Source organism: Curtobacterium sp. VKM Ac-2887, from assembly GCF_015350935.1.
In the GTDB taxonomy this organism is placed as follows: domain Bacteria; phylum Actinomycetota; class Actinomycetes; order Actinomycetales; family Microbacteriaceae; genus Curtobacterium.
The window spans coordinates 165,386-185,730 of record NZ_JADKSB010000009.1 but is presented as its reverse complement, the minus strand read 5'-3'; the positions used below and the strand labels follow the sequence as shown (position 1 = coordinate 185,730).

Here is a 20,345-nt window from a genome sequence, read left to right as displayed (position 1 = left end):
CACGAGATGTGGGGTCGGCGAACCTCCTCCTTGAGAAGGACCCGGCGGACGGAACCTGCGAGTTTTACACCCTCGGCGCCGGCTCCGGGGATCAGTCGCGGACGACCTCGTTGATCGCGGCCCAGCCGAGCGTCGGTGGTGCCGAGACGACAGCACCCGGCGTGCCGATCATCTGTGCAGCCCAGTCGCCGGCGACGCTGTACGCGGCTTCGGCGATCGCCGATCCAGCGCTGACCCGGCTCGCCCCCGCCTGGGCGAGGTCACCGACCGACAGGGTCCCGGGCCCGAACGCGACGTTGAGGGGCAGCTCGATCGCGTCCACGAGCATCGAGATCGTGGCGGCCGACAGCGCTCCGAGCACGAAGACGCCACTGGCGCCGGCCCTGGCGTAGGCGTTCGCACGGGTGAGCGTCTCCTCCGCCCAGGCGTCGCTCCCGGGCACGCCCAGCAGGTGGGTGTCGATCCGAGCGTTGACGAAGAGTGGGATGCCGGCGTCATCCGCAGCCTGGCGGGCTGCGCGGATGCGGTCCTCCTGTTCCGCCACCGGCCGGAGGGAGTCCTCGATGTTCACGCCGGAGACGCCGAGCTCGAGGAACGCGGACACGGTCGAGGCGACGTCGCCCGGTGTCTCGCCGTACCCGCGCTCGATGTCGGCGGTGAACGGGACGTCGACTGCCGCTGCGATCGGCCGCACGGCGTCCAGCGCGCCGTCCCGGGTCAGATCGTTGCCGTCGCGGTGGCCGCGTGACCACGCGACGCCGGCGCTCGTCGTCGCGATCGCATCCGCCCCGGCCGAGAGGACGATGCGTGCGGACGCGACGTCCCACACGTTCGGCAGGACAACGGGTGCGCCGGGGACGTGCATCGCGGTGAAGGTGCGCGTGCGCTCGAGGTGCGTGCTCATCGTGCAATCTCAGCACACCGGCTCAGAACGGCCAGTCCGACGGGTGGGTCAGCGGCACTGCCACGATCTGCACGTCGTCTTGGTAGGCGATCCGTCCAGGGCTGTTGGTCCGCAGTTCCACCCACGCGACTCCGTACCGGTCGAGCAGGTCGAGGTAGTCCGCGCTCATCGTGAGCAGGGCCGTGGCACTCGTCCGGAACCAGGATCGCGCCCCTGGATTGCGTGCCTCGTCGAAGAGCCGCGTCTCCACGGTCGAGGGGTCCACGTACAGCCCCTCTGCTCGCTGGTTCGCGGCGACCAGCCAGCGGTCGTCGGTGTCGGAGAGGGCTCCGGCCGCGCGCAGACCGTTGGTCAGCGCGAAGATCCCGGGGAAACGACCACGTCGGTTGGGCACCGCGCTCTGGTAGCGGACGAAGTCGGTCACGGTCCGACGCTAGCGCCGTCGCGGTCGTGACCGCATGACTGGACGTGGGTGTCAAGGCCGGCCCACGTCGTCGACGTGCGTCATGACGGACGGGAGGCCCGTGGCGGCGCCGCCACGGGCCTCCCGTCCGGTGGTCCCACGTCGTCAGGCCGGACGCGCGTTCCGGCCGACCACTCGCGTCAGTCGGCGCGTGGTTCGGCGGGGACACCGCCGGTGGCGGCGTGTGCCTCTTCGGAGGTGACGGGCGTCGCCTCGTCGGTGCCGCGCGCCCGCCCGATCAGGTCCATCAGGTGGTAGACGACGATCGCGGCGATGGTGCCGAGGATGATGCCGCCGAAGCTCGCCTGGCCGAACGCGAACGTGAAGTCCGCGATGCCGATGATGAGCGCGATGCCAGCGGTCAGCTGGTTCTTCGGCTTCGAGAAGTCGACCCGGTTCTCGACCCAGATCCGGATGCCGATGACACCGATCAGACCGTACAGGGCGGTGGTCGCGCCGCCGAGCACGCCGGCGGGGACGGAGGAGATGACCGCACCGATCTTCGGGGAGAGGCCGAGCAGGACGGCGGCGATCGCGGCGACCCAGTACGCGGCGGTGGAGAAGACACGGGTGGCGGCCATGACGCCGATGTTCTCGCCGTAGGTGGTGGTGGCGGAGCCGCCGCCGGCACCGGCGAGCACGGTGGAGATGCCGTCGGCGAAGAGCGCCCGGCCGGTGAGGGGCGTGAGGTCGCGGCCGGTGAGCTGTCCGACACCCTTCACGTGGCCGACGTTCTCGGCGACGAGCGCCAGCACGACCGGCACGAACGCCAGGTAGATCGCGAGCTGCGACGGGTCGAACGCGGGAGCGGTGAACGTCGGCAAGCCGATCCACTTCGCGTCGCCGACCTTCGAGTAGTCGACCTGACCGCCGATGAGCGCCGCCACGTAGCCGATGAGCACGCCGATGACGATGGACAGGCGACCGATCAGCCCCTTGAACAGGACGGTGACCAGGATGATCGCGGCGAGGGTGATGACCGCGACGACCGGGGCGGCCGTGAAGTTGTCCTTCGCCGCAGGTGCCAGGTTGAACCCGATCAGGGCGACGATCGCGCCGGACACCACCGGCGGCATCAGGCGGTCGATCCACCCGGCGCCGGCCAGGTGCACGACGAGCCCGACGATCGCGAGCAGGGCGCCGACGACGATGATGCCCGACAGGGCGAGGGGGATGCCGCCGATCTTGGTGGCAGCACCGATCGGTGCGATGAAGGCGAACGACGACCCGAGGTAGCTCGGCAGGCGGTTGCCGGTGATGAGCAGGAACAGGATCGTGCCGATGCCGCTGAACAGCAGGGTCGTCGACGGCGGGAACCCCGTCAGCAGCGGCACCAGGAAGGTGGCGCCGAACATCGCGACGACGTGCTGCACGCCGAGACCGATCGTCCGGGCCCAGGTCAGTCGCTCGTCCGGTGCCACGATCGTCGTCGCGGAGACGGTCTTGCCGTCGCCGTGCAGCTTCCACGGAAGTCCCATGCGATGACCGTACCGGCAGCCGTGCGCAGGTGACGACGGACACCGACCTGCTGCATGGCGTCGGTGGCTATCGTGGACCGCATGACCGACGTCGCACGTGCCTCCGGCATCCACACTGACGAACTCGACCCCGCGGTGCGCCCCCAGGACGACCTGTACCGCCACGTGAACGGCACCTGGATCGCCGAGACGCCGATCCCCGACGACAAGGCCCGCTACGGCTCCTTCACGGTGCTGGCCGAGGCCGCCGAACTCGCCGTCCGCGAGATCATCGAGCGCTCGCAGCGGGCCGCCCCCGGCACCGAGGAACGCAAGGTCGGTGACCTCTTCTCCTCCTTCACCGACGAGGCACGGCTCGAAGAGCTCGCCACCGCACCGATCGAGCCGCTGCTCGCCGAGATCACGGCCATCGAGTCCGTGCCCGAGCTCATCGCCACCGTCGGACGCTTCGAGCGCCTGGGGCTGCCGAGCTTCCTGCAGCTCTTCGTCGACAACGACCCGGGCGACCCCGAGTCCTACGTCGTGTTCCTCGAGCAGTCCGGTCTCGGCCTGCCCGACGAGTCCTACTACCGTGAAGAGCGCTTCGCCGACATCCGGACGAAGTACCGCGAGTTCGTCGCGGCGATGTTCCCGCTCGCCGGGTTCGAGGACGGCGGCGACCGCACCGAGCACGTCATCGCGCTCGAGACGGCCCTGGCGTCGAAGCACTGGGACAACGTCACCACCCGCGACAGCCAGAAGACCTACAACAAGCTGCCCTGGGCCGAGGTCGCGGCGCTCGCCGAGGGCATCGACCTGCAGACGTGGTGGCAGGCCATCGACGCACCGGCCGGCGCGTTCGAGACGGTCGTGGTCCGCGAGCCGTCGTTCATCACGGGCCTTGCCGAGCTCCTGCGCGACCAGCCGCTCGAGGTCTGGAAGGACTGGCTGCGCTGGCAGGTCATCCGTGGCTCGGCCGCGTACCTGACGAGCGCGTTCTCGGCCACGAACTTCTCGTTCTACGGCACCGCCCTCACCGGGGCGCCGAAGCAGCGCGAGCGCTGGAAGCGCGGCGTCTCCCTGGTCGAGGGCGCGATGGGCGAGGCCGTCGGCCGGATCTACGTGCAGGAGCACTTCGACGAGACCTCGAAGGCAAGGATGGACGACCTCGTCGCCAACCTGGTCGAGGCGTACCGGCAGAGCATCACGGCGCTCGACTGGATGACCGACGAGACCCGTGCGCGTGCCCTCGACAAGCTCGACAAGTTCACGCCGAAGATCGGGTACCCGGTCAAGTGGCGCGACTACTCGGCGCTGCCGGTCGTGCCCGACGACCTCGTCGCGAACGTCCGCGCCGTCGCGTCGTTCCAGGTCGACCGCGAGCTCGGCAAGATCGGCAAGCCGATCGACCGCGACGAGTGGTTCATGACCCCGCAGACGATCAACGCGTACTACAACCCCGGTTTCAACGAGATCGTGTTCCCCGCGGCGATCCTGCAGTTCCCGTTCTTCGACGCCGACCGCGACGCCGCCGCCAACTACGGTGCGATCGGTGCCGTCATCGGCCACGAGATCGGGCACGGCTTCGACGACCAGGGCTCGCAGTACGACGGCGACGGCAAGCTCGAGAACTGGTGGACCGAGGCCGACCGCACGGCGTTCGAGGAGCGCACGAAGGCCCTCATCGCCCAGTACGACGCGCTCGTCCCGACCGAGGTGCCGGACGGCCACGTCAACGGTGCCCTGACGATCGGCGAGAACATCGGCGACCTCGGTGGCCTGTCGATCGCGTGGAAGGCGTACCTGCTGTCGCTCGACGGTCAGGAGCCCCCGGTCGTCGACGGCCTGACCGGTGCCGAGCGGTTCTTCCTGAGCTGGGCGCAGGCGTGGCAGATGGCGATCCGTCCGGAGGAAGCCGCGCGCCTGCTGTCGATCGACCCGCACTCGCCGAACGAGTTCCGGTGCAACCAGGTCGTCCGCAACATCGACGGCTACTACGACACGTTCGGCGTGACCGAGAAGGACGCGATGTACCTCGACCCCGCCGAGCGCGTCGCGATCTGGTGATGGTGGAGCCGGACGCGGCTCGGTCGTCACGCCGTCGGCGGCCGGAGGACCGCTCGGGTGGTGGCGGTCGGGCACGCGGTCGGCACAGCGGTCGGCCGGACGACCGGTTCGGCGCCACGACCGAGGCCCTCGGCGCGCTCGCCCTCGACGGCGCCGGGGTCAGTGCCTCGGTGATCGACACCTCGACCGGCAAGGCCCTGCTCGCGATCGACGACACCGTCGTGCAGCCCGTCGCGAGCCTCGGCAGGGTGCTGCTGCTGATCGAGGTCGCGGCGCAGCTCGAGGACGGCCGCCTGCACGGTGACCGCCTGCAGCGCATGGCGCGGGACACCGCGACCGGCGCCGGCCTGTGGCAGTTCCTGCAGGAACCGACGATGCAGGTGCCCGACCTGGCGACCCTGGTCGGTGCCACCGGCGACACCTGGGCGATGAACGCACTCTTGTCGACGGTCGGCATCGATGCCGTCCGCGAGCGTGCCGAATCGCTCGGCATCGAGCGGACCGCGCTGATCGACCGGGTGCGCGACCGTCGTGGTCCCGATGACGCCCCGGACGCCTCGGTGGCCCCGACGGGTGAGCTCGCGTGGGTGATGCGCGGACTGGCACTCGGCGAGGTCGTGGACGAAGCGGTCTCGAACCGGGTGCTCGGCTGGCTGTCGCTGGCGAGTGACCTGAACCTGGTCGCCGGCTCGTTCGGCCTCGACCCCCTGGCACACCGTGCGCTCGACCACGGGTTGCAGGTCGTCGCGGTCACCGGGTCGAGTACGGGCGTCCGTGCCGAGGCCGGGATCCTCCGGGGTCCGGGGTCGTCGGTCAGCTACGCCGTGACGGTGACGTTCGACGACGCCTCGTTGCAGCGGCGCCTCGCGGTCATCGAGGCACTGCGGACCATGGGCACCGAACTGCTCGAGGCCGTGCACGCCCCGGCGCGCCGCTGACCGGGTCGCTCAGTTCCCCTCGGACGTTGCGTCGGGTGGCGGCACGCAGGCCGACTCGGCGCTGAGGCTCAACCCGTCGACGGTGCCGCGGATGCTGGCGGTGGCCGGGTCTGCGCCGGAGGAAGACGACCAGGAGTCGCGGCCCATCGCGCGGTCACTGACCCCGAGGCCCTCGGACGTCCAGAGCGCGGTCACGGCGTCGAACGGCTCCTGGGCGTCGTCGACCACGTCGAACACGGGCACCACGCTGAGCGCCGTCGCCCGGGTGCCCGTCGGGTCGGACGACCCGGACGTCGCGCACTGTTCGGTGCCCGTCGTCACGGTCGCCGGGACCCCGGCGGCGGCTGCTGACCGCTCGAGGAACGCGCGGAGCACGGTGGCGCGGTCGTCGACGTCTGCAGGGACCCACGGGGTCGGCGTGGGACTCGTCGGTGCGTCGCCGTCCGGGCCGGCATCCCGCGGCTTGGGTGCGTCGAGGGGGAGCCCGAGCCACCCACTGACCGCGCCGCTGCCCAGGTCGAAGGCGGTGCGCGGTGCGCGGTGTGCATCGGCTGCCTCGTCCGTCGTCGCGGCGAGGGTCTCGGCGACGTCGCCGAGCGGACGCACGCCGATCGACAGGGACGGCCGATCGGCCACTGCCGGGAGGCCGGAAGCGTCGTCGGGGGCCCGCGCCGCGTCTGCGTACGTCGTCCCGGGCGAGTAGTAGAGGCGCTCCACGTGGTGGTCGTCGGCGAGTGTGTCGATCATGCGCATCAGGGCCCGGCCGGGGTGCGTGGCCGTGACGCCGACGGACACGTCGCCGCGGCTCAAGGTCGTCGTCCTCGTCGTACTCGTGTTCGTCGGCTCTGGACCGGTGATCGTCCGCACACGTTTCGCTGCATCGCTGAAGCTGACGTCCCGCACGAGCCCGATCCTCGAACCGGTCGGGGTCATCCACAGCTGTCGCACGAAGGTCCGCGTGCGCAGCCGACCGGCCAGGCCGACGACCCTGCGGTCCATCGGATCGAGGCTGACCGGAGCGGCCTTCCGCGCAGACGGCACGTCGAGTGTCACCTGCAGCGTCGTGCCGGTGACACCGCGCTCGGCCGTCCGCCGGACCCGCTCGGCGACGGCGAGGTCGGCGGTGTCCGCGGTGACCTGGAGCGACGTGAGCCAGTGGTCCGGGTCGTCCTTGGCGTCGAACTGGCGGATCTCGCCCTCGGTCGAGCCCACGCCGGGCAGCCGATCGACGTCCGCGATCAGGTCCGCGAGCGCCGACTCCGACCCGTGCGGCGGCGGTGGCATCGTGCACGCTGCGAGTGCCAGCAGGGCCCCGAGTGTGGTCGCGATCGCTGCCGCGGACCGTGTTCGTCTTCGAGCCCCCATGCCGTGAGTCTAGGAACGGGCCGTCGCAGTGCGGTATCGGTCGCGAGACCCATCGGTGCTCAGCGGAGGACCACGAACGACCGCAACGGCTGCGGGGCGACGTCGTGGACCTCGACGAAGCCACGTGACTCGTAGAACGCGCGCTGACCTGGCTCCGCATCGGTGAGCAGGACCGTCTGGCGGACACCCGCGTACCGCTCGAGGACGGCGTCGAGCAACGCGCCGCCGACGCCGGACCGGTGCGCTTCCGGCACCACGAGCAGGTCCTGGACGTAGACGATCGTCACGCCGTCGGACACCGTGCGGACGAGCCCGAGCAAGCGGTCGTCGTCGTCGCGTGCGGTCAGCACGGTGTCGGAGCCCGCGATCGCCCTGGCGAGGGCGGCGGGGTCCTGCGTGTACGCGGTCCACCCGACGGCCTCGTAGAGGGTGAGGAGTTCGTCGGTCCCCGGTCGTTCGTCCCTGATGGCGAAGGTCACCGGTCCATCGTGCACGAGGCCCGAGGCGGCCAGGCCGAGGTCGACACCGCCGCCGGGCGTGCGGTGAACTGCCGGAGGTGCCCTCCGTGGGCATCACGGTGATCCGGCTGCCCGACGAGCCAGCCGTCACCCACCCGCTACGACGTCGCCTGCCCCTCCGGCACGAGCGCCTGCACGGACAGCAGCGACGCATCGGCGGACGAGCACGCCTGGTAGTCGGCGTCCTTCACGAACAGCGACTGCTTGGATCCGGGCGGGTACACGCGGAAGCCGTCCGGGGTCTTCGGCGAGCAGTCGGCCTTCGAGTAGTTCCCGGCCTGGACGATCTTGAGCGGCGCCACGGCGGTCTGCCCGGCGGCCAGGGTCACGGTCGGGTGCGGTGAGCTCTTCTCCTGCGTCGCTGCAGCACCGATCTGGGTGCCGTTGCCGCCGCCGACGAACGAGACGCCCGGCCAGCCCTGCAGGGTGCAGGTGGTCGACCCGGTGTTCTGCAGGGCGAGGTGCACGATGACGCTGCCGGCCGCACCGCCGCTGCCCGGCTCGATGCTGGCGGCGAGCGAGGACGCGGCACAGCGACTGCCAGCGGCCGACCCGGACCCCGACGAGCCGGATCCGGAAGACCCGGAACCGGTGCCGGCCGACGCCGACGAGCCGGACGACGGGGTCGCGGACGACGACGACGCCGACGAGGACGACGACGCGGACGGCGACGGCGCGGGTGCGGTCACCGTCTCGGTGGCGGAGGGTTCCCCGCCGGAGGCACAACCCGCCAACGCCCCGACTGCGACGAGCCCGGTGACGGCGAGCAGGAACTTCGATCGACTGCTGCGTTGCATGGTGCACAGGCAACCACCACCGGGAGATCGCGGTTCGGTCGGCATCCAGGGACCGCGAGCACACTCCGGAGCAAGGAACCCGAGCAGCGGAGGTCGGACATGACGGGCAAGCACGAACAGGCACGTGGCGACGAGGGCCGCGCGGACGGGGTCGAGACCCGCGCAGGTGCCTTCACGGACAGCGACATCCCCGGCGAGGAGCGCGTCACGACGACGGAGCCCGTCGGCGAGTTCGTCGCGAGCGACATCCCGGGCGAGGCCCGCCCGGAGTCGAGCGGACCCGACGGCGAGTACGTCGAGTCGGACATCCCCGGCGAGGCCGAACCGACGCAGGACGGCGAGACCGGTCACTACGTCGACAAGGACCAGGCCTGACGACTAGTCGATGTGCTCCGCCGCCACCAGGCGGCGGAGTGTCTCCACGCCCGCTGGCGGGCAGCGACCGGCGTCCGCCGAGGTGACCCACTCGACCTCGTCCACCTCGGCCGAGGCGACGGGCGTGGCGGAGTCCAACGGGCCTCCTGGTCGGACCAGGAACAGGGTCATCGCGACCATGGTGCCGGGTGCCTGCCCGTGGGCCGGCTCGAGGACGACGCCGAACGGGTCGACGTCGTCGGCGGTCACCCGCAGACCGGTCTCCTCGTGGGCTTCGCGGATGACGGCGTCGACGTCGGTCTCGTGCGGCTCGGCCTTGCCGCCGGGCAGGTAGAGCACGTCGCGTGCTCGCGCACGCACCATCAGGACGCGTCGATCACGGATCAGCAGGAGCGCGCTGACCCGCAGCGTGGGTGGCTGGGTCGTGTCGGCCGGGAGGCTCAGCTCGCGTCCGCCTCGTCGTCGCGCTTCGAGACGGTCGGGTCCAGTGCGGTGCGGTCGGCGAGCGGGACGACGGGCGCCGGCAGCTCTGCCTCGGGCTCGGGCCGCACGCCGAACAGGGCGTCGATGGCCCCGACGAACTCCTCGCCACGGCCGGCGCGGCCGAGCTCGCGGGCCCGGACCGAGGGGCGGTGCAGCAGGACGCCCACCAGGTGCCGGAGCGCCCGCTCGGTGTGCTCGGCGGACTCGCCGTCGGCGTCACCGCGGCGCTTGGCGCGGTCGATCTCGTCGTCGAGGATGTCGAACACGTGCTTGCGGAAGGCGACGAGGGCCGGGGTGGTCGACTGCTCGAGCGCCTGCGCCCGGAAGCGGGACACGGCGTCGTCGACCATCGCGCGGGCCTCGGACTCGGCGTTCAGCTCGGAGATCGGGGCGTGCAGGCTGATGGTCTCGAGGTCGAGCAGCTCGACGCCGTCGACACCGGCAGCGGCCGGGTCGACGTTGCGGGGGAGTCCGAGGTCGATGACGATGCGGCGGATGCCGTCGTCGAGGTCGGCCGGTGCGACGACCGGGAGCTCGCTCGACGTGCAGGTGATCACGACGTCGCTGGTGCCGATCGCGTGGCGCAGGTCACGGGCGACGACGAGGTCGTGCTTCGCGGCGAACCAGGCGGCACGGCCCGAGGGCGAGAACACCTGGATGTGCACGGCGCCGCGGTCGCGCAGGGCCGCGATGGTGGTGGCCGCGTAGCTCCCGGTGCCGATCAGCAGCACGCGGGTGTGGGCCCAGTCGGTGACGCGCGACGACGCGAGCTGCAGGCCGAGGCGCACGAGCGAACGACCGGCGGCACCGATCCGGGTGCGGGTCTTGACGCCGCGTGAGGTGTGGGCGGCTTCCTGGAACAGCCGCTCGAGGTCCGAGGTGGTGGTGCCGTTGCTCCGGGCGTCCTCGAGCGAGCGGCGGACCTGGCCGGAGATCTCGGTCTCGCCGACGACGACGGACTCGAGCCCGCTCGACACGGCGAACAGGTGCTGCACGACGTCCTTGCCGCCGAGCACGTTGACCGAATCACGCAGTTCGGTGGCGTCCAGGTCGCTCGCAGCGGCCACGGCCTGCACGGTGGCGGCGACGGCGGAGTCGCGGTCGTCGCCGGCGATGTCGAGGTAGGCCTCGAAACGGTTGCAGGTGGCGAGGACGACGGCGCCGTCCAGGACGTCGGAATCCGTCACGAGGTGGCCTGCTGCGGCCGGGGCAGCGATGCTCAGTCGCTCCAAGAGGTCGAAGCTGGCGTTGCGATGCGACGCCGTGAGACAGATGAGCACGTAGCCAATGGTAACGCGCTCGATGGGACAATCATCCGGTGACCGACGCGACGACCACATCCCTCCCCGACTCCCACCCCCTGGCATCAGGGCGGACGAGCGGGTCCCGCCTCGTCCGGGCCCTGCGGGGTGACCGTCCGGAGACGCTGCCGGTGTGGTTCATGCGGCAGGCCGGTCGGTCGTTGCCCGAGTACCGCGAGCTCCGGGTGGGCACGGCCATGCTCGACGCGTGCCTCGACCCCGAGATGGCGTCGGAGATCACGCTGCAGCCCGTCCGCCGGCACGGGGTGGACGCCGGCATCTTCTTCAGCGACATCGTCGTGCCGATCAAGCTCGCGGGCGTGGACGTCGAGATCGTCCCCGGTCGCGGCCCCGTGCTCGGCTCGCCGATCCGCACCGCGGCGGACGTCGACGCCCTCGAGCCGCTGGACCCGGCGGCCCTCGAGCCGATCCGGCAGGCGGTCGCCCGCACGGTCGAGCAGCTCGGCGACACCCCGCTGATCGGATTCGCAGGCGCACCCTTCACGCTCGCCGCGTACCTGGTCGAGGGCGGCCCGTCGAAGGACCACATCCGCGCACGCACCCTCATGCACGCGGAGCCGGAGACCTGGTCGCGGCTGCTGGCCTGGGCGGCCGAGGTGTCGGGGGCGTTCCTCCGGGCCCAGGTGCTCGCCGGGGCCTCGGCCGCGCAGCTCTTCGACTCGTGGGTCGGGTCCCTGTCGCGCGCCGACTACGTCCGGTACGTCGCACCGCACTCGGCGCAGGCGCTGTCCCACGTGACCGACCTGGGCGTGCCGCGCATCCACTTCGGCGTCGGCAGCGGCGAGGTCCTCGCCGACATGACCACGCTCGGCACCGACACGGTCGGCGTCGACGCGGTCGGGGTCGACTGGCGGCTCCCGCTCGACGAGGCCGTCCGCCGCGTCGGCACCGGCGTCAGCGTGCAGGGCAACATCGACCCGGCGATGCTCGCGGCCCCGTGGGAGGTCCTCGAGGCCCACGTGCGCGAGGTCGTCCGCCGCGGTGGCGCCGCCCGCGCCCACGTCGTGAACCTCGGCCACGGTGTGCCGCCCGAGACCGACCCGACGGTGCTGACGCGCGTCGTCGAGCTGGTCCACTCGCTCGGTGACGGGTCTGCCGCGTGACCGACGTCGTCGTGGTCGGCGGCGGGATCGCCGGACTCGTCACGGCCCGTGACCTGGCGAAGGGCGGCGCGGACGTCGTGCTCGTCGAGTCTTCCGGCGTGCTGGGCGGCATGATCCGGCGGCACACGGTCGGCGGCCTCGACCTCGACATGGCGGCAGACTCGTTCGCGACCCGCACGGACGCCGTCGGCCGCCTGGCGATCGAACTCGGGCTCGGCAACGACGTCGTCGCCCCGGACCCGCGCGGTGCCTGGTTGATGACCCGTGACGGCCGGACGTCGCCGATCCCCGCGACGGGGCTCCTCGGCATCCCGAGCACCCCGATGGCCGCCGACGTGCTCGCCGTGGTCGGGCAGAAGGGCGGGCTCCGTGCACAGATGGACTCGCTGCTGCCCGGACCGGTCGGCGCCAAGGCGGAGTCCCTGGGTGAACTCGTCCGGCGGCGCATGGGGGAGCGGGTCCTCGACGACCTGGTCGTCCCGATCGCCGGCGGGGTGCACTCCACCCACCCGGACCAGCTCGACCCGGAGCGGGTGGCTCCCGGCCTCCGTGCGGCACTGCTCCGCGAGGGCTCGCTGGCCCGCGCGGTCCTGGCACTCCGCGCCCGCGCGGCCGCCGGTACCCCGGTGCAGGGGATCCGCGGCGGGATCGTCCGGCTCGTGGACGAACTCGTCGCCGACATGGAGACCTACCGCGTCGACGTCCGGCTGCACACCCGGGCGACCCGGATCGAGGCGCACGCGGTCGAGGTCGTCTCCGCCGACGGCACGGTCGAACGCCTGCCCGCGCAGCACACCCTGTCGTCGGTGCCCGATCCCGAGCGCACCGCGGCGCCGGACCGGACCGGGATCGAGCTCGTCACGCTCGTCGTCGACCAGCCCGAGCTCGACGCAGCCCCCCGCGGGACCGGGATGCTCGTGCACCCGGACGCGCAGGCCGTGTCGGCGAAGGCCCTGACGCACGCGACGGTGAAGTGGCCGTGGCTCGCCGAGGCGGCTGCCGGCCGCCACGTGCTGCGCCTGAGCTACGCGACGCCCGCCGACGCGACCAGTGCACCGGGCGCGAGCGGTCCCGACGACGCGGCCACGAGCCTCCCGGTCGACCCGGACGGACCCGTCGGCACCCGCGCGCTGCACGACGCGGCCACGCTGCTCGGCGTCCCCCTGACGGCGACGCACGTCGTGGGCGCTGCGCGCGTGCGCTGGCACGGTCCGGACCTGACCGCTGCCGGCCTCGGAGCAGGGATCATCGGCATCGGTGAGGTCGCGACCGGACGGGGCCTGGCCGGGATCATCGCGGCCGCCCGCACCGCCGCTGGACAGATCCTGGATTCCTGAGCGGACCCCAGACCGCCCGGGGGCTACTGTTGGTGAGAACGTCGGACGTATTCCGTTCGGCGCATGACCACCGCACACTGAACCAACGGAGGAATCGCACATGCGCGGAAAGCTCCTGTTCGTCGCCGGCGCCGCACTCGGGTACGTCCTGGGATCGCGAGCCGGACGGGCGCGGTACGAGCAGATCAAGACCGTCAGCGGCAAGGTCTGGAACAGCAACGGCGTCCAGAAGGGCGTGCACGTCGCCGAGGACTTCATCGCCGACAAGACCCCGGACGTCGCCGAGTTCATCGGTGAGACGACCAAGAAGGCCGTCCGCAAGGTCGGCCAGAAGAAGGACACCACCACCTCATGACCGACACCCGCGACCGCAAGTCGCGTTCGCTGTTCGGTCTGGTGGGCGACGTCCCGAAGCTCGTCAAGGGCCTGGTCAAGGGTGAGATCGACCTGCTCAAGGCCGAGATGCTCACGAAGGCCAAGATCTTCGGGCTCGCCGCGGGGCTGCTGGTCGGTGCACTCGTCATCGTGCTCTACGCGATCGGCGTGCTCCTGACCGCCGCCGTGATGGGCCTGGCGACCGTGATGCCGGCCTGGCTCGCAGCGATCGTGATCGCCGTGGTGATGCTGATCGTCGCCGCCATCCTCGGGTGGATCGGCTGGAAGCGCCTGAAGAAGGGCCTCCCGATCACGCCGAAGCGCACGATCGACAGCGTCAAGAACGACATCAACGCGGTGAAGGGGATGGGCAAGAAGCCCACTCCGCCGAGCCAGTACGGCAGCCGCAAGCCGGACGTCGGCGGCCGGTTCTGAGCCCCGACAGCCGCACCACCGACGGAGGAACCGTGACCGATCCGCACGACGATCTCGCAGACCGCGTCGCCGCGACCCGCGCCCAGCTGTTCGACACCCTCGACGCGATCGAGGACAAGCTCAACGTGCCGAAGCAGATCGGCATCGCGGCGTCGAAGGTCAAGCGCGGCATCGACGAGAAGCCGGTCCCGTACCTGGCCGGCCTCGCAGCCGGAGTAGCGGTGGTCGGGGGTATCGTCGTGATGGTGCTCCGACGGCGGTAGACCGCCCGAGCGCGGTCCACCGGGTGCGGGGCGGCCACGACCCTGGCAACCGATAGGACAAGGACCCATGAGTTCCGACGCGCCCGCTCCTGCAACTGCGCACACCTCTCCGCACGAGACCGACCCCGCGACGGGGATCGATCCCAACCTCATGACGGCGTACGCCCTCTGGGCCGTGTTCCGCAGGCCGCTCGGCCCGGTCCACCGCGTCGGTGACGACGCCGTGGCCGAGCTCGATGCCGTGGTCGCGTCCGCCGCCGAGCGCGGGGTGACCGTCCGTGGCTTCTACGACGTCTCCGGCTTCCGTGCCGACGCCGACGTCATGATCTGGCTGCACGGCGACGACGCGCAGGTCATCCAGGCCGTGCTGCGCGAGATCCGCCGCACCGGGCTGTTCCAGGACACCGAGCCGGTGTGGCACGTCATGGCGATGCACCGCGAAGCCGAGTTCAACAAGCGGCACACGCCCGCGTTCCTGCGTGGCAAGGACCCCGAGGCGTGGATCACGGTCTACCCGTTCGTCCGTTCCTTCGAGTGGTACCTGCTGCCCGAGGACGAGCGCTCGAAGATGCTGCGCGACCACGGGATCGCCGGCGCGAAGTACCGCCGCGTCCTGACGAACACCATCGCCACCTTCGCCCTGAGCGACTACGAGTGGATCCTGCCGCTCGAGAGCCCCGAGCTCGTCGACCTCGTCGACCTCATGCGCGACCTGCGTGCCACCGAGGCCCGTCTGCACGTGCGCGAAGAGGTCCCCTTCTTCACGGGTCGTCGCGTGACGACCGCCGAACTCCCGGAGGTGCTGTCATGACCGACACCAGCCTGATCACGAACGGTCAGCCCGTCCTCGCCGCCACCCCCGCGGCCGCTTCCGGCCCGGAGCACGTCGAGGTCCCGACCGCGTACGACGCGATCCTGCTCGCCGGCTTCGGTGGCCCCGAGGGCCAGGACGACGTCATCCCCTTCCTGCGCAACGTCACCCGCGGCCGCGGCATCCCCGACGAGCGTCTGGAGGAGGTCGCGCACCACTACCGGCACTTCGGCGGCGTGAGCCCGATCAACGCGCAGAACCGCGCGTTGAAGGCGGCGCTCGAGGCCGAGTTGGCCTCGCGCGGCATCGACATGCCGGTGCTCTGGGGCAACCGCAACTGGGAGCCCTACCTCGAGCAGGCCTTCACCGAGGCCGCCGACAAGGGCTACAACAAGCTCATCGCAATCGCCACGAGCGCCTACTCGTCGTTCTCGAGCTGCCGCCAGTACCGCGAGGACTACGCACGGGTGCTCGACGAGACCGGTCTGCTCGGCACCATCGAGATCGACAAGATCCGGCAGTTCTTCGACCACCCCGGCTTCGTCCGCCCGTTCGTCGACGGCGTCCGTGACGGCATGGCGAAGGCCATCGCCGAGAACGACGGCCTCGACGTCGCGACCGAGCTGCACGTGCTGTTCTCGACCCACTCGATCCCGTCGACCGACGCTGCGAAGTCCGGCCCCGACTACCGCGGCTTCGACGAGCACGGCGCCTACGAGGCCCAGCACCTCGCCGTCGCGCAGGTCGTCCTCGACCAGGCCTGGGCGGAGCTGCTCGAGCAGCCCGAGCACGCGCACCTGCAGGGCACGTCCAAGCCGGCGTGGAAGCTCGTCTACCAGTCGCGCTCCGGCCCCCCGACGCAGCCGTGGCTCGAGCCCGACATCAACGACTACATGAACGAGGAGCTCAAGGGCGGCTCGACCCGCGCCGTGCTCATCGTCCCGCTCGGCTTCGTGAGCGACCACATGGAGGTCATGTGGGACCTCGACGAGGAAGCCACCGAGACCGCGCAGGAACTCGGCTTCTGGTCGGTCCGCACGCAGACCCCCGGTGTCGACCCGGCCTACGTCTCCGGTCTCGTCGACCTGGTGCTCGAGCGCGTCAACGGCACCCCCACCAGTGAGCGTCCGCACCTGACCGACATCGGTCCCTGGTACGACGTCTGCCGCCCGGGCTGCTGCGAGAACGTCCGCGCCGGCTTCAAGCCCGCCGCCGCCGGCGTCGCCCCGTGACCGACGCTCCGACCCCGATCCGGCTGGGCACCCGCGCCAGCCGGCTCGCGGTCGCGCAGTCGCAGGACGTCGCCGACCGCCTGGCAGCGGCGGCCGGTCGTCCGGTCGAGCTCGTCACGGTCACGAGCGAGGGCGACACGAACCGGGCCTCGCTCGCGTCGCTGGGGGGCACGGGTGTGTTCGCCAGCGCCCTGCGTGAAGCCCTGGTCGCCGGCGAGGTCGACGTCCTGGTGCACTCGCTCAAGGACCTGCCGACCGCGCCGTACCCGGGCCTGACGATCGCTGCCGTGCCGAAGCGTGCCGATGCCCGCGACGTCCTCGTCGCGCGGAACGGCGCGACCGTCGAGAGCCTGCCCGAGGGTGCGAAGGTCGGCACGGGCTCACCGCGTCGCGTCGCGCAGCTCAAGGCGAAGCGCCCCGACCTGGACGTCATCGACATCCGCGGCAACATCGACACCCGGCTCGGCCGCGTCGACGACGACCTCGACGCCGTCGTGCTCGCCGCCGCCGGACTCACCCGCATCGACCGGCTGTCGGCCGCCACCGAACTGCTCGACCTCGGTTTCTGGCCGAGCGCTCCGGGGCAGGGCGCCCTGGCGATCGAGATCCGTGCTGGTGAGACCGACACGAACCTGCTCGCCGCGCTGCGCAAGATCGAGCACGCCCCGACCCGCCTGACGGTGTCGGCCGAGCGCGAGGTCCTGGCGAAGCTCGAGGCCGGCTGCTCCGCCCCGATCGGTGCGACCGCGGTCGTGGACGCCGAGCTCCTGCTCGTCTCCGCCACCGTCTACAGCCCCGACGGCGCCGAGTACCGCACGGCGTCGCACGCTGCCGTGCTCGAGGGATCTGCGCAGGACCGTCTCGCCGAAGCACTCGAGGTCGGTGGCCGCGTGGCCGCCGAGCTGCTCGAGAACGGTGCCGGCGACCTGGCGGACCTCGCCGACTCGGTGAAGTAGAGCCCGTCACGGACACGCCCGCTCCCGTCGTCGTCATCCCCCGGGGTGGCGCGTGGGGCGAGCGCGTCGCGGCGGCGGCTCGGCAGCGCGGGCTCGACCCGAAGGTCGTCCCGCTCATCACGACCGAGCCGCCGCTCGACTGCGGCCCGCTCGATCGTGCCGTCGCCCGCGTGGCCGGGTACGCGTGGGTGGTTGTGACCAGTGCGACGGCCGTGACGGTGCTCGCAGAACGCGTGGCGGGCCTCCCGTCCGGTGTCCGCGTTGCGGCGGTCGGTGAGCCGACCGCCCGTGCCGCGCGTGCTGCGGGCTGGGTCGTCGACCTCGTGCCGGAGCAGGCCTCGGCCGTTGCCCTCGTCGCCGCGCTGCCGGACACCGACGGCACCGTGCTCTTCCCGCGCTCCGAGATCGCCGCGCCGACCCTCGTCGACGGACTGCGGGCCCGCGGCATCGACGTGGACGACGTGGTCGCGTACCGTACCGTGGGGACCGGCGACGAGCCGATCACCCTCGACGCGGTGCCCGACGCGGTGCTCGTGACGAGCGGCAGCGTGGCCCGTGAGATCGCCCGCCGGATGACCCCGCTCGACCCCCGCACCCTCGTGGCCTGCATCGGCCCCGGAACCGCCGCCGACGCGCGCGCGGCCGGACTGCCGGTCCACGTCGTCGGACCCACCCGGTCCGCAGAAGCCCTGCTCGACGCCGTCGTCGAGGCCCTGAACCCCACCGCCCCCGAACAGGAAGGCCACCCGTGACCGGCCGTTTCCCCCAGGTCCGCCCCCGTCGGCTCCGCGCCACCCCCGCGATGCGACGGCTCGTCGCCGAGACCCGGCTGCACCCAGCCGAGCTCGTGTTGCCGATGTTCATCCGCGAAGGCGCCACCGACGCCGTCGACATCTCGAGCATGCCGGGCGTGCAGCAGCACTCGCTCGACTCGTTCCGTCGCGCACTCGTCGAGGCCGCGGAGGTCGGGATCGGCGGCGTGAACCTGTTCGGCGTCCCGACCACGAAGGACGCCACCGGTTCCGGCGCGACCGACCCCGACGGCATCCTCAACGTGGCCATCCGCGTGGCGAAGGAAGAGGTCGGTGACGACCTGGTCGTGCAGTCCGACCTGTGCCTCGACGAGTTCACCGACCACGGCCACTGCGGCGTCCTGGCGGCGGACGGCTCCGTCGACAACGACGCGACCCTGCTGCGGTACCGCGACATGGCCGTCGCGCAGGCCGAGGCTGGCGCCGAACTGGTGTGCCTGAGCGGCATGATGGACGGCCAGATCGCCGCCGCGCGTGACGCGCTCGACGTCGCCGGGCACACCGGCACCGCGCTGCTGGCCTACGCGGCCAAGTACGCCTCCGCCTTCTACGGCCCCTTCCGCGAGGCCGTGTCGTCGTCGCTCGTCGGCGACCGGCGGACCTACCAGATCGACGCCGCCAACGGTCGTCAGGGGCTGCGCGAGGTCGCGCTCGACGTCGACGAGGGTGCCGACGTCGTCATGGTGAAGCCGGCGATGAGCTACCTCGACGTGCTCGCCGAGACCGCTGCGACGTCGCCCGTGCCGGTCTGGGCCTACCAGATCTCCGGCGAGTACGCGATGATCACGGCAGCCGCGCAGAACGGCTGGATCGACCGTGACGCCGCCGCGATGGAGTCGCTCATCGGCATCAAGCGTGCCGGCGCCGACGCGATCCTGACCTACTTCGCCGTCGACATCGCGCGGAAGCTCAACCAGGAGGCCGGTCTCCGCACCTCCGGCACCACCGCCGCAGTCGCCGGCATCGCCTCGACCGGGAAGGCCCCCGAATGACCACGAACGACCAGCTGTTCGGCCGCGCCAAGAACGCGATCCCCGGCGGCGTGAACTCGCCCGTCCGTGCCTACGGATCGGTGGGCGGCACCCCGCGCTTCCTGGTGTCGGCGAAGGGCGCGTACGTCACCGACGCCGAGGGACGTGAGTACGTCGACCTCGTGGCGTCGTGGGGGCCCGCGATCCTCGGACACGCGCACCCCGGCACCGTCGAGGCCGTGCAGCAGGCCGCCGCGCGCGGACTGTCCTTCGGCGCCTCGACCCCGGGCGAGACCGAGCTCGCCGAGCTCGTGAAGCAGCGGGTGTCGGTCGACGGCGACGGCCCCATCGAGAAGCTCCGCATGGTGTCGACCGGCACCGAGGCCACGATGACGGCGATCCGGTTGGCCCGCGGCTACACCGGCCGCGACCTGCTCGTGAAGTTCGCCGGGCACTACCACGGGCACTCCGACTCCCTGCTCGCCGAGGCCGGTTCGGGTGTCGCCACCCTGGCCCTGCCGGGCAGCGCGGGCATCACCGAGGAGACCGCGGCGCAGACCCTGGTGCTGCCGTACAACGACCTCGACGCCGTCCGCCGCGCGTTCGACGAGCACTCCGAGCGCATCGCCGGCGTCATCGTCGAGGCCGCCGCGGCGAACATGGGCGTGCTCGCTCCCGAGCGCGGGTTCAACCGCGCGCTCGCGCAGATCGTGCAGGCGCACGGGGCGCTGCTCATCGTCGACGAGGTCCTGACCGGGTTCCGCGTCGGGTCGGCCGGCTGGTGGGGCCTCGAGGCGTCGAAGGTCGTCCCCGACGGCGCCGGGTGGAAGCCCGACCTGATCACGTTCGGCAAGGTCATCGGTGGCGGCATGCCCCTCGCCGCGCTCGGCGGCCGACGCGAGGTCATGGACTTCCTCGCCCCGCTCGGCCCCGTGTACCAAGCGGGCACCCTGTCCGGCAACCCGCTCGCGGTCGCCGCCGGCATCGCCACGCTCCGGGCCGCGACGCCGTCGGTGTACGAGTCACTGAACCGCACGGCCTCGGTCATCTCCGCGGCCACGTCGGACGCGCTGTCGGCCGAGGGCGTCGCACACACCGTGCAGCGCGCCGGCAACCTGTTCTCGTTCGCCTTCACGGACACCGCACCGCGGAACTACGACGACGTGCGGGCACAGGACGTGTTCCGGTACGCGCCGTTCTTCCACGCGATGCTCGACGCCGGGGTGACCCTGCCGCCGAGCGTGTTCGAGGCGTGGTTCGTCACGGCCGCCCACGACGAGCGGGCCGTCGGACGGATCCTCGACGCCCTGCCAGCAGCAGCGAAGGCAGCGGCCGCCGCGACGGCGTAGGTGGTAGGCGCC

The 20,345-nt window shown here is 71.8% G+C and carries 22 protein-coding genes; 14 read left to right on the top strand and 8 right to left on the bottom strand.

What is annotated here, in order from left to right:
* Positions 1–91: 91 nt before the first annotated feature.
* The 3 genes from ITJ69_RS12545 to ITJ69_RS12535 all read right to left on the bottom strand — a co-directional run bounded on the left by ITJ69_RS12545 (position 92) and on the right by ITJ69_RS12535 (position 2,845).
* Complete coding sequence (locus tag ITJ69_RS12545) at positions 92–904, bottom strand: isocitrate lyase/PEP mutase family protein (RefSeq protein ID WP_131880852.1); 813 nt, start codon at positions 902–904, stop codon at positions 92–94.
* A 22-nt stretch (positions 905–926) separates the two neighbouring features.
* The gene (locus ITJ69_RS12540) at positions 927–1,328 is read right to left on the bottom strand and encodes a hypothetical protein (RefSeq protein ID WP_132099281.1); all 402 of its coding nucleotides are present in this window, start codon (positions 1,326–1,328) and stop codon (positions 927–929) included.
* Positions 1,329–1,507: 179 nt separating this feature from the next.
* Positions 1,508–2,845: a uracil-xanthine permease family protein gene (locus ITJ69_RS12535; protein ID WP_132099282.1), complete on the bottom strand. Its 1,338-nt coding sequence runs from the start codon at positions 2,843–2,845 to the stop codon at positions 1,508–1,510.
* A gap of 81 nt (positions 2,846–2,926) precedes the next feature.
* Between ITJ69_RS12535 and ITJ69_RS12530 the strand changes: the two genes are divergently transcribed.
* Positions 2,927–4,891 (top strand): M13 family metallopeptidase, encoded by a 1,965-nt coding sequence (locus ITJ69_RS12530; RefSeq protein WP_194672915.1) that lies wholly within the window; start codon positions 2,927–2,929, stop codon positions 4,889–4,891.
* Positions 4,891–5,829 (top strand): serine hydrolase, encoded by a 939-nt coding sequence (locus ITJ69_RS12525; protein ID WP_131844979.1) that lies wholly within the window; start codon positions 4,891–4,893, stop codon positions 5,827–5,829. The genes ITJ69_RS12530 and ITJ69_RS12525 overlap by 1 nt, the downstream gene beginning before the upstream one ends.
* Before the next feature lie 9 nt (positions 5,830–5,838).
* Here ITJ69_RS12525 and ITJ69_RS12520 read toward each other — a convergent pair whose 3' ends face one another.
* The 3 genes from ITJ69_RS12520 to ITJ69_RS12510 all read right to left on the bottom strand — a co-directional run bounded on the left by ITJ69_RS12520 (position 5,839) and on the right by ITJ69_RS12510 (position 8,509).
* Complete coding sequence (locus ITJ69_RS12520) at positions 5,839–7,194, bottom strand: hypothetical protein (RefSeq protein WP_194672914.1); 1,356 nt, start codon at positions 7,192–7,194, stop codon at positions 5,839–5,841.
* 59 nt (positions 7,195–7,253) lie between these two features.
* A complete protein-coding gene (locus tag ITJ69_RS12515) occupies positions 7,254–7,673 on the bottom strand; it encodes a GNAT family N-acetyltransferase (protein ID WP_123937197.1) in 420 nt (139 codons plus the stop codon).
* A gap of 137 nt (positions 7,674–7,810) precedes the next feature.
* Positions 7,811–8,509, bottom strand: a complete 699-nt coding sequence (locus ITJ69_RS12510) for a DUF4232 domain-containing protein (protein ID WP_194672913.1) — start codon at positions 8,507–8,509, stop codon at positions 7,811–7,813.
* 99 nt (positions 8,510–8,608) lie between these two features.
* On the opposite strand from ITJ69_RS12510, the gene ITJ69_RS12505 reads away from it, so the two are divergent.
* A complete protein-coding gene (locus ITJ69_RS12505) occupies positions 8,609–8,884 on the top strand; it encodes a hypothetical protein (protein WP_123294504.1) in 276 nt (91 codons plus the stop codon).
* 3 nt (positions 8,885–8,887) lie between these two features.
* Here ITJ69_RS12505 and ITJ69_RS12500 read toward each other — a convergent pair whose 3' ends face one another.
* Together ITJ69_RS12500 and ITJ69_RS12495 are read right to left on the bottom strand one after the other, a co-directional pair.
* Positions 8,888–9,292 (bottom strand): NUDIX hydrolase, encoded by a 405-nt coding sequence (locus ITJ69_RS12500; protein ID WP_267239466.1) that lies wholly within the window; start codon positions 9,290–9,292, stop codon positions 8,888–8,890.
* Between the two features lie 32 nt (positions 9,293–9,324).
* Positions 9,325–10,647: a glutamyl-tRNA reductase gene (locus ITJ69_RS12495; protein WP_194672911.1), complete on the bottom strand. Its 1,323-nt coding sequence runs from the start codon at positions 10,645–10,647 to the stop codon at positions 9,325–9,327.
* A gap of 38 nt (positions 10,648–10,685) precedes the next feature.
* Between ITJ69_RS12495 and hemE the strand changes: the two genes are divergently transcribed.
* From hemE to hemL, 11 genes are all read left to right on the top strand, one after another.
* Positions 10,686–11,792, top strand: a complete 1,107-nt coding sequence (hemE, locus tag ITJ69_RS12490) for a uroporphyrinogen decarboxylase (RefSeq protein WP_131844975.1) — start codon at positions 10,686–10,688, stop codon at positions 11,790–11,792.
* The gene (locus ITJ69_RS12485; RefSeq protein WP_194672910.1) at positions 11,789–13,129 is read left to right on the top strand and encodes a protoporphyrinogen/coproporphyrinogen oxidase; all 1,341 of its coding nucleotides are present in this window, start codon (positions 11,789–11,791) and stop codon (positions 13,127–13,129) included. The genes hemE and ITJ69_RS12485 overlap by 4 nt, the downstream gene beginning before the upstream one ends.
* Positions 13,130–13,229: 100 nt before the next feature.
* Positions 13,230–13,484: a hypothetical protein gene (locus tag ITJ69_RS12480; RefSeq protein WP_017887727.1), complete on the top strand. Its 255-nt coding sequence runs from the start codon at positions 13,230–13,232 to the stop codon at positions 13,482–13,484.
* Positions 13,481–13,939: a phage holin family protein gene (locus tag ITJ69_RS12475; RefSeq protein WP_111083766.1), complete on the top strand. Its 459-nt coding sequence runs from the start codon at positions 13,481–13,483 to the stop codon at positions 13,937–13,939. The genes ITJ69_RS12480 and ITJ69_RS12475 overlap by 4 nt, the downstream gene beginning before the upstream one ends.
* 32 nt (positions 13,940–13,971) lie before the next feature.
* Positions 13,972–14,202 (top strand): DUF3618 domain-containing protein, encoded by a 231-nt coding sequence (locus ITJ69_RS12470; RefSeq protein WP_111083767.1) that lies wholly within the window; start codon positions 13,972–13,974, stop codon positions 14,200–14,202.
* A 67-nt stretch (positions 14,203–14,269) separates the two neighbouring features.
* Complete coding sequence (hemQ, locus tag ITJ69_RS12465) at positions 14,270–15,013, top strand: hydrogen peroxide-dependent heme synthase (RefSeq protein ID WP_228505515.1); 744 nt, start codon at positions 14,270–14,272, stop codon at positions 15,011–15,013.
* A complete protein-coding gene (locus tag ITJ69_RS12460) occupies positions 15,010–16,245 on the top strand; it encodes a ferrochelatase (RefSeq protein WP_194672909.1) in 1,236 nt (411 codons plus the stop codon). Before hemQ ends, ITJ69_RS12460 begins: the two co-directional genes overlap by 4 nt.
* Positions 16,242–17,201, top strand: coding sequence for a hydroxymethylbilane synthase (gene hemC / locus ITJ69_RS12455; RefSeq protein ID WP_194672908.1), 960 nt, complete (start codon positions 16,242–16,244; stop codon positions 17,199–17,201). Before ITJ69_RS12460 ends, hemC begins: the two co-directional genes overlap by 4 nt.
* A complete protein-coding gene (locus ITJ69_RS12450; protein ID WP_323743096.1) occupies positions 17,090–17,953 on the top strand; it encodes a uroporphyrinogen-III synthase in 864 nt (287 codons plus the stop codon). Before hemC ends, ITJ69_RS12450 begins: the two co-directional genes overlap by 112 nt.
* Positions 17,950–19,005, top strand: coding sequence for a porphobilinogen synthase (gene hemB / locus ITJ69_RS12445; protein ID WP_279388204.1), 1,056 nt, complete (start codon positions 17,950–17,952; stop codon positions 19,003–19,005). The genes ITJ69_RS12450 and hemB overlap by 4 nt, the downstream gene beginning before the upstream one ends.
* Positions 19,002–20,333 carry a glutamate-1-semialdehyde 2,1-aminomutase gene (gene hemL, locus ITJ69_RS12440; RefSeq protein ID WP_123294513.1) on the top strand — a complete coding sequence of 444 codons (1,332 nt, stop codon included), beginning with the start codon at positions 19,002–19,004 and terminating at the stop codon, positions 20,331–20,333. Before hemB ends, hemL begins: the two co-directional genes overlap by 4 nt.
* Positions 20,334–20,345: the final 12 nt, after the last annotated feature.

Excerpts from the sequence above, each read along its gene's own strand:
- ITJ69_RS12545 (WP_131880852.1), bottom strand. The coding sequence starts at position 904 with ATGAGCACGCACCTCGAGCGCACGCGCACCTTCACCGCGATGCACGTC.
- ITJ69_RS12535 (WP_132099282.1), bottom strand. The coding sequence starts at position 2,845 with ATGGGACTTCCGTGGAAGCTGCACGGCGACGGCAAGACCGTCTCCGCG.
- ITJ69_RS12530 (WP_194672915.1), top strand. The coding sequence starts at position 2,927 with ATGACCGACGTCGCACGTGCCTCCGGCATCCACACTGACGAACTCGAC.
- ITJ69_RS12525 (WP_131844979.1), top strand. The coding sequence starts at position 4,891 with ATGGTGGAGCCGGACGCGGCTCGGTCGTCACGCCGTCGGCGGCCGGAG.
- ITJ69_RS12520 (WP_194672914.1), bottom strand. The coding sequence starts at position 7,194 with ATGGGGGCTCGAAGACGAACACGGTCCGCGGCAGCGATCGCGACCACA.
- ITJ69_RS12510 (WP_194672913.1), bottom strand. The coding sequence starts at position 8,509 with ATGCAACGCAGCAGTCGATCGAAGTTCCTGCTCGCCGTCACCGGGCTC.
- ITJ69_RS12505 (WP_123294504.1), top strand. The coding sequence starts at position 8,609 with ATGACGGGCAAGCACGAACAGGCACGTGGCGACGAGGGCCGCGCGGAC.
- ITJ69_RS12480 (WP_017887727.1), top strand. The coding sequence starts at position 13,230 with ATGCGCGGAAAGCTCCTGTTCGTCGCCGGCGCCGCACTCGGGTACGTC.
- ITJ69_RS12475 (WP_111083766.1), top strand. The coding sequence starts at position 13,481 with ATGACCGACACCCGCGACCGCAAGTCGCGTTCGCTGTTCGGTCTGGTG.
- hemQ (WP_228505515.1), top strand. The coding sequence starts at position 14,270 with ATGAGTTCCGACGCGCCCGCTCCTGCAACTGCGCACACCTCTCCGCAC.
- ITJ69_RS12460 (WP_194672909.1), top strand. The coding sequence starts at position 15,010 with ATGACCGACACCAGCCTGATCACGAACGGTCAGCCCGTCCTCGCCGCC.
- hemL (WP_123294513.1), top strand. The coding sequence starts at position 19,002 with ATGACCACGAACGACCAGCTGTTCGGCCGCGCCAAGAACGCGATCCCC.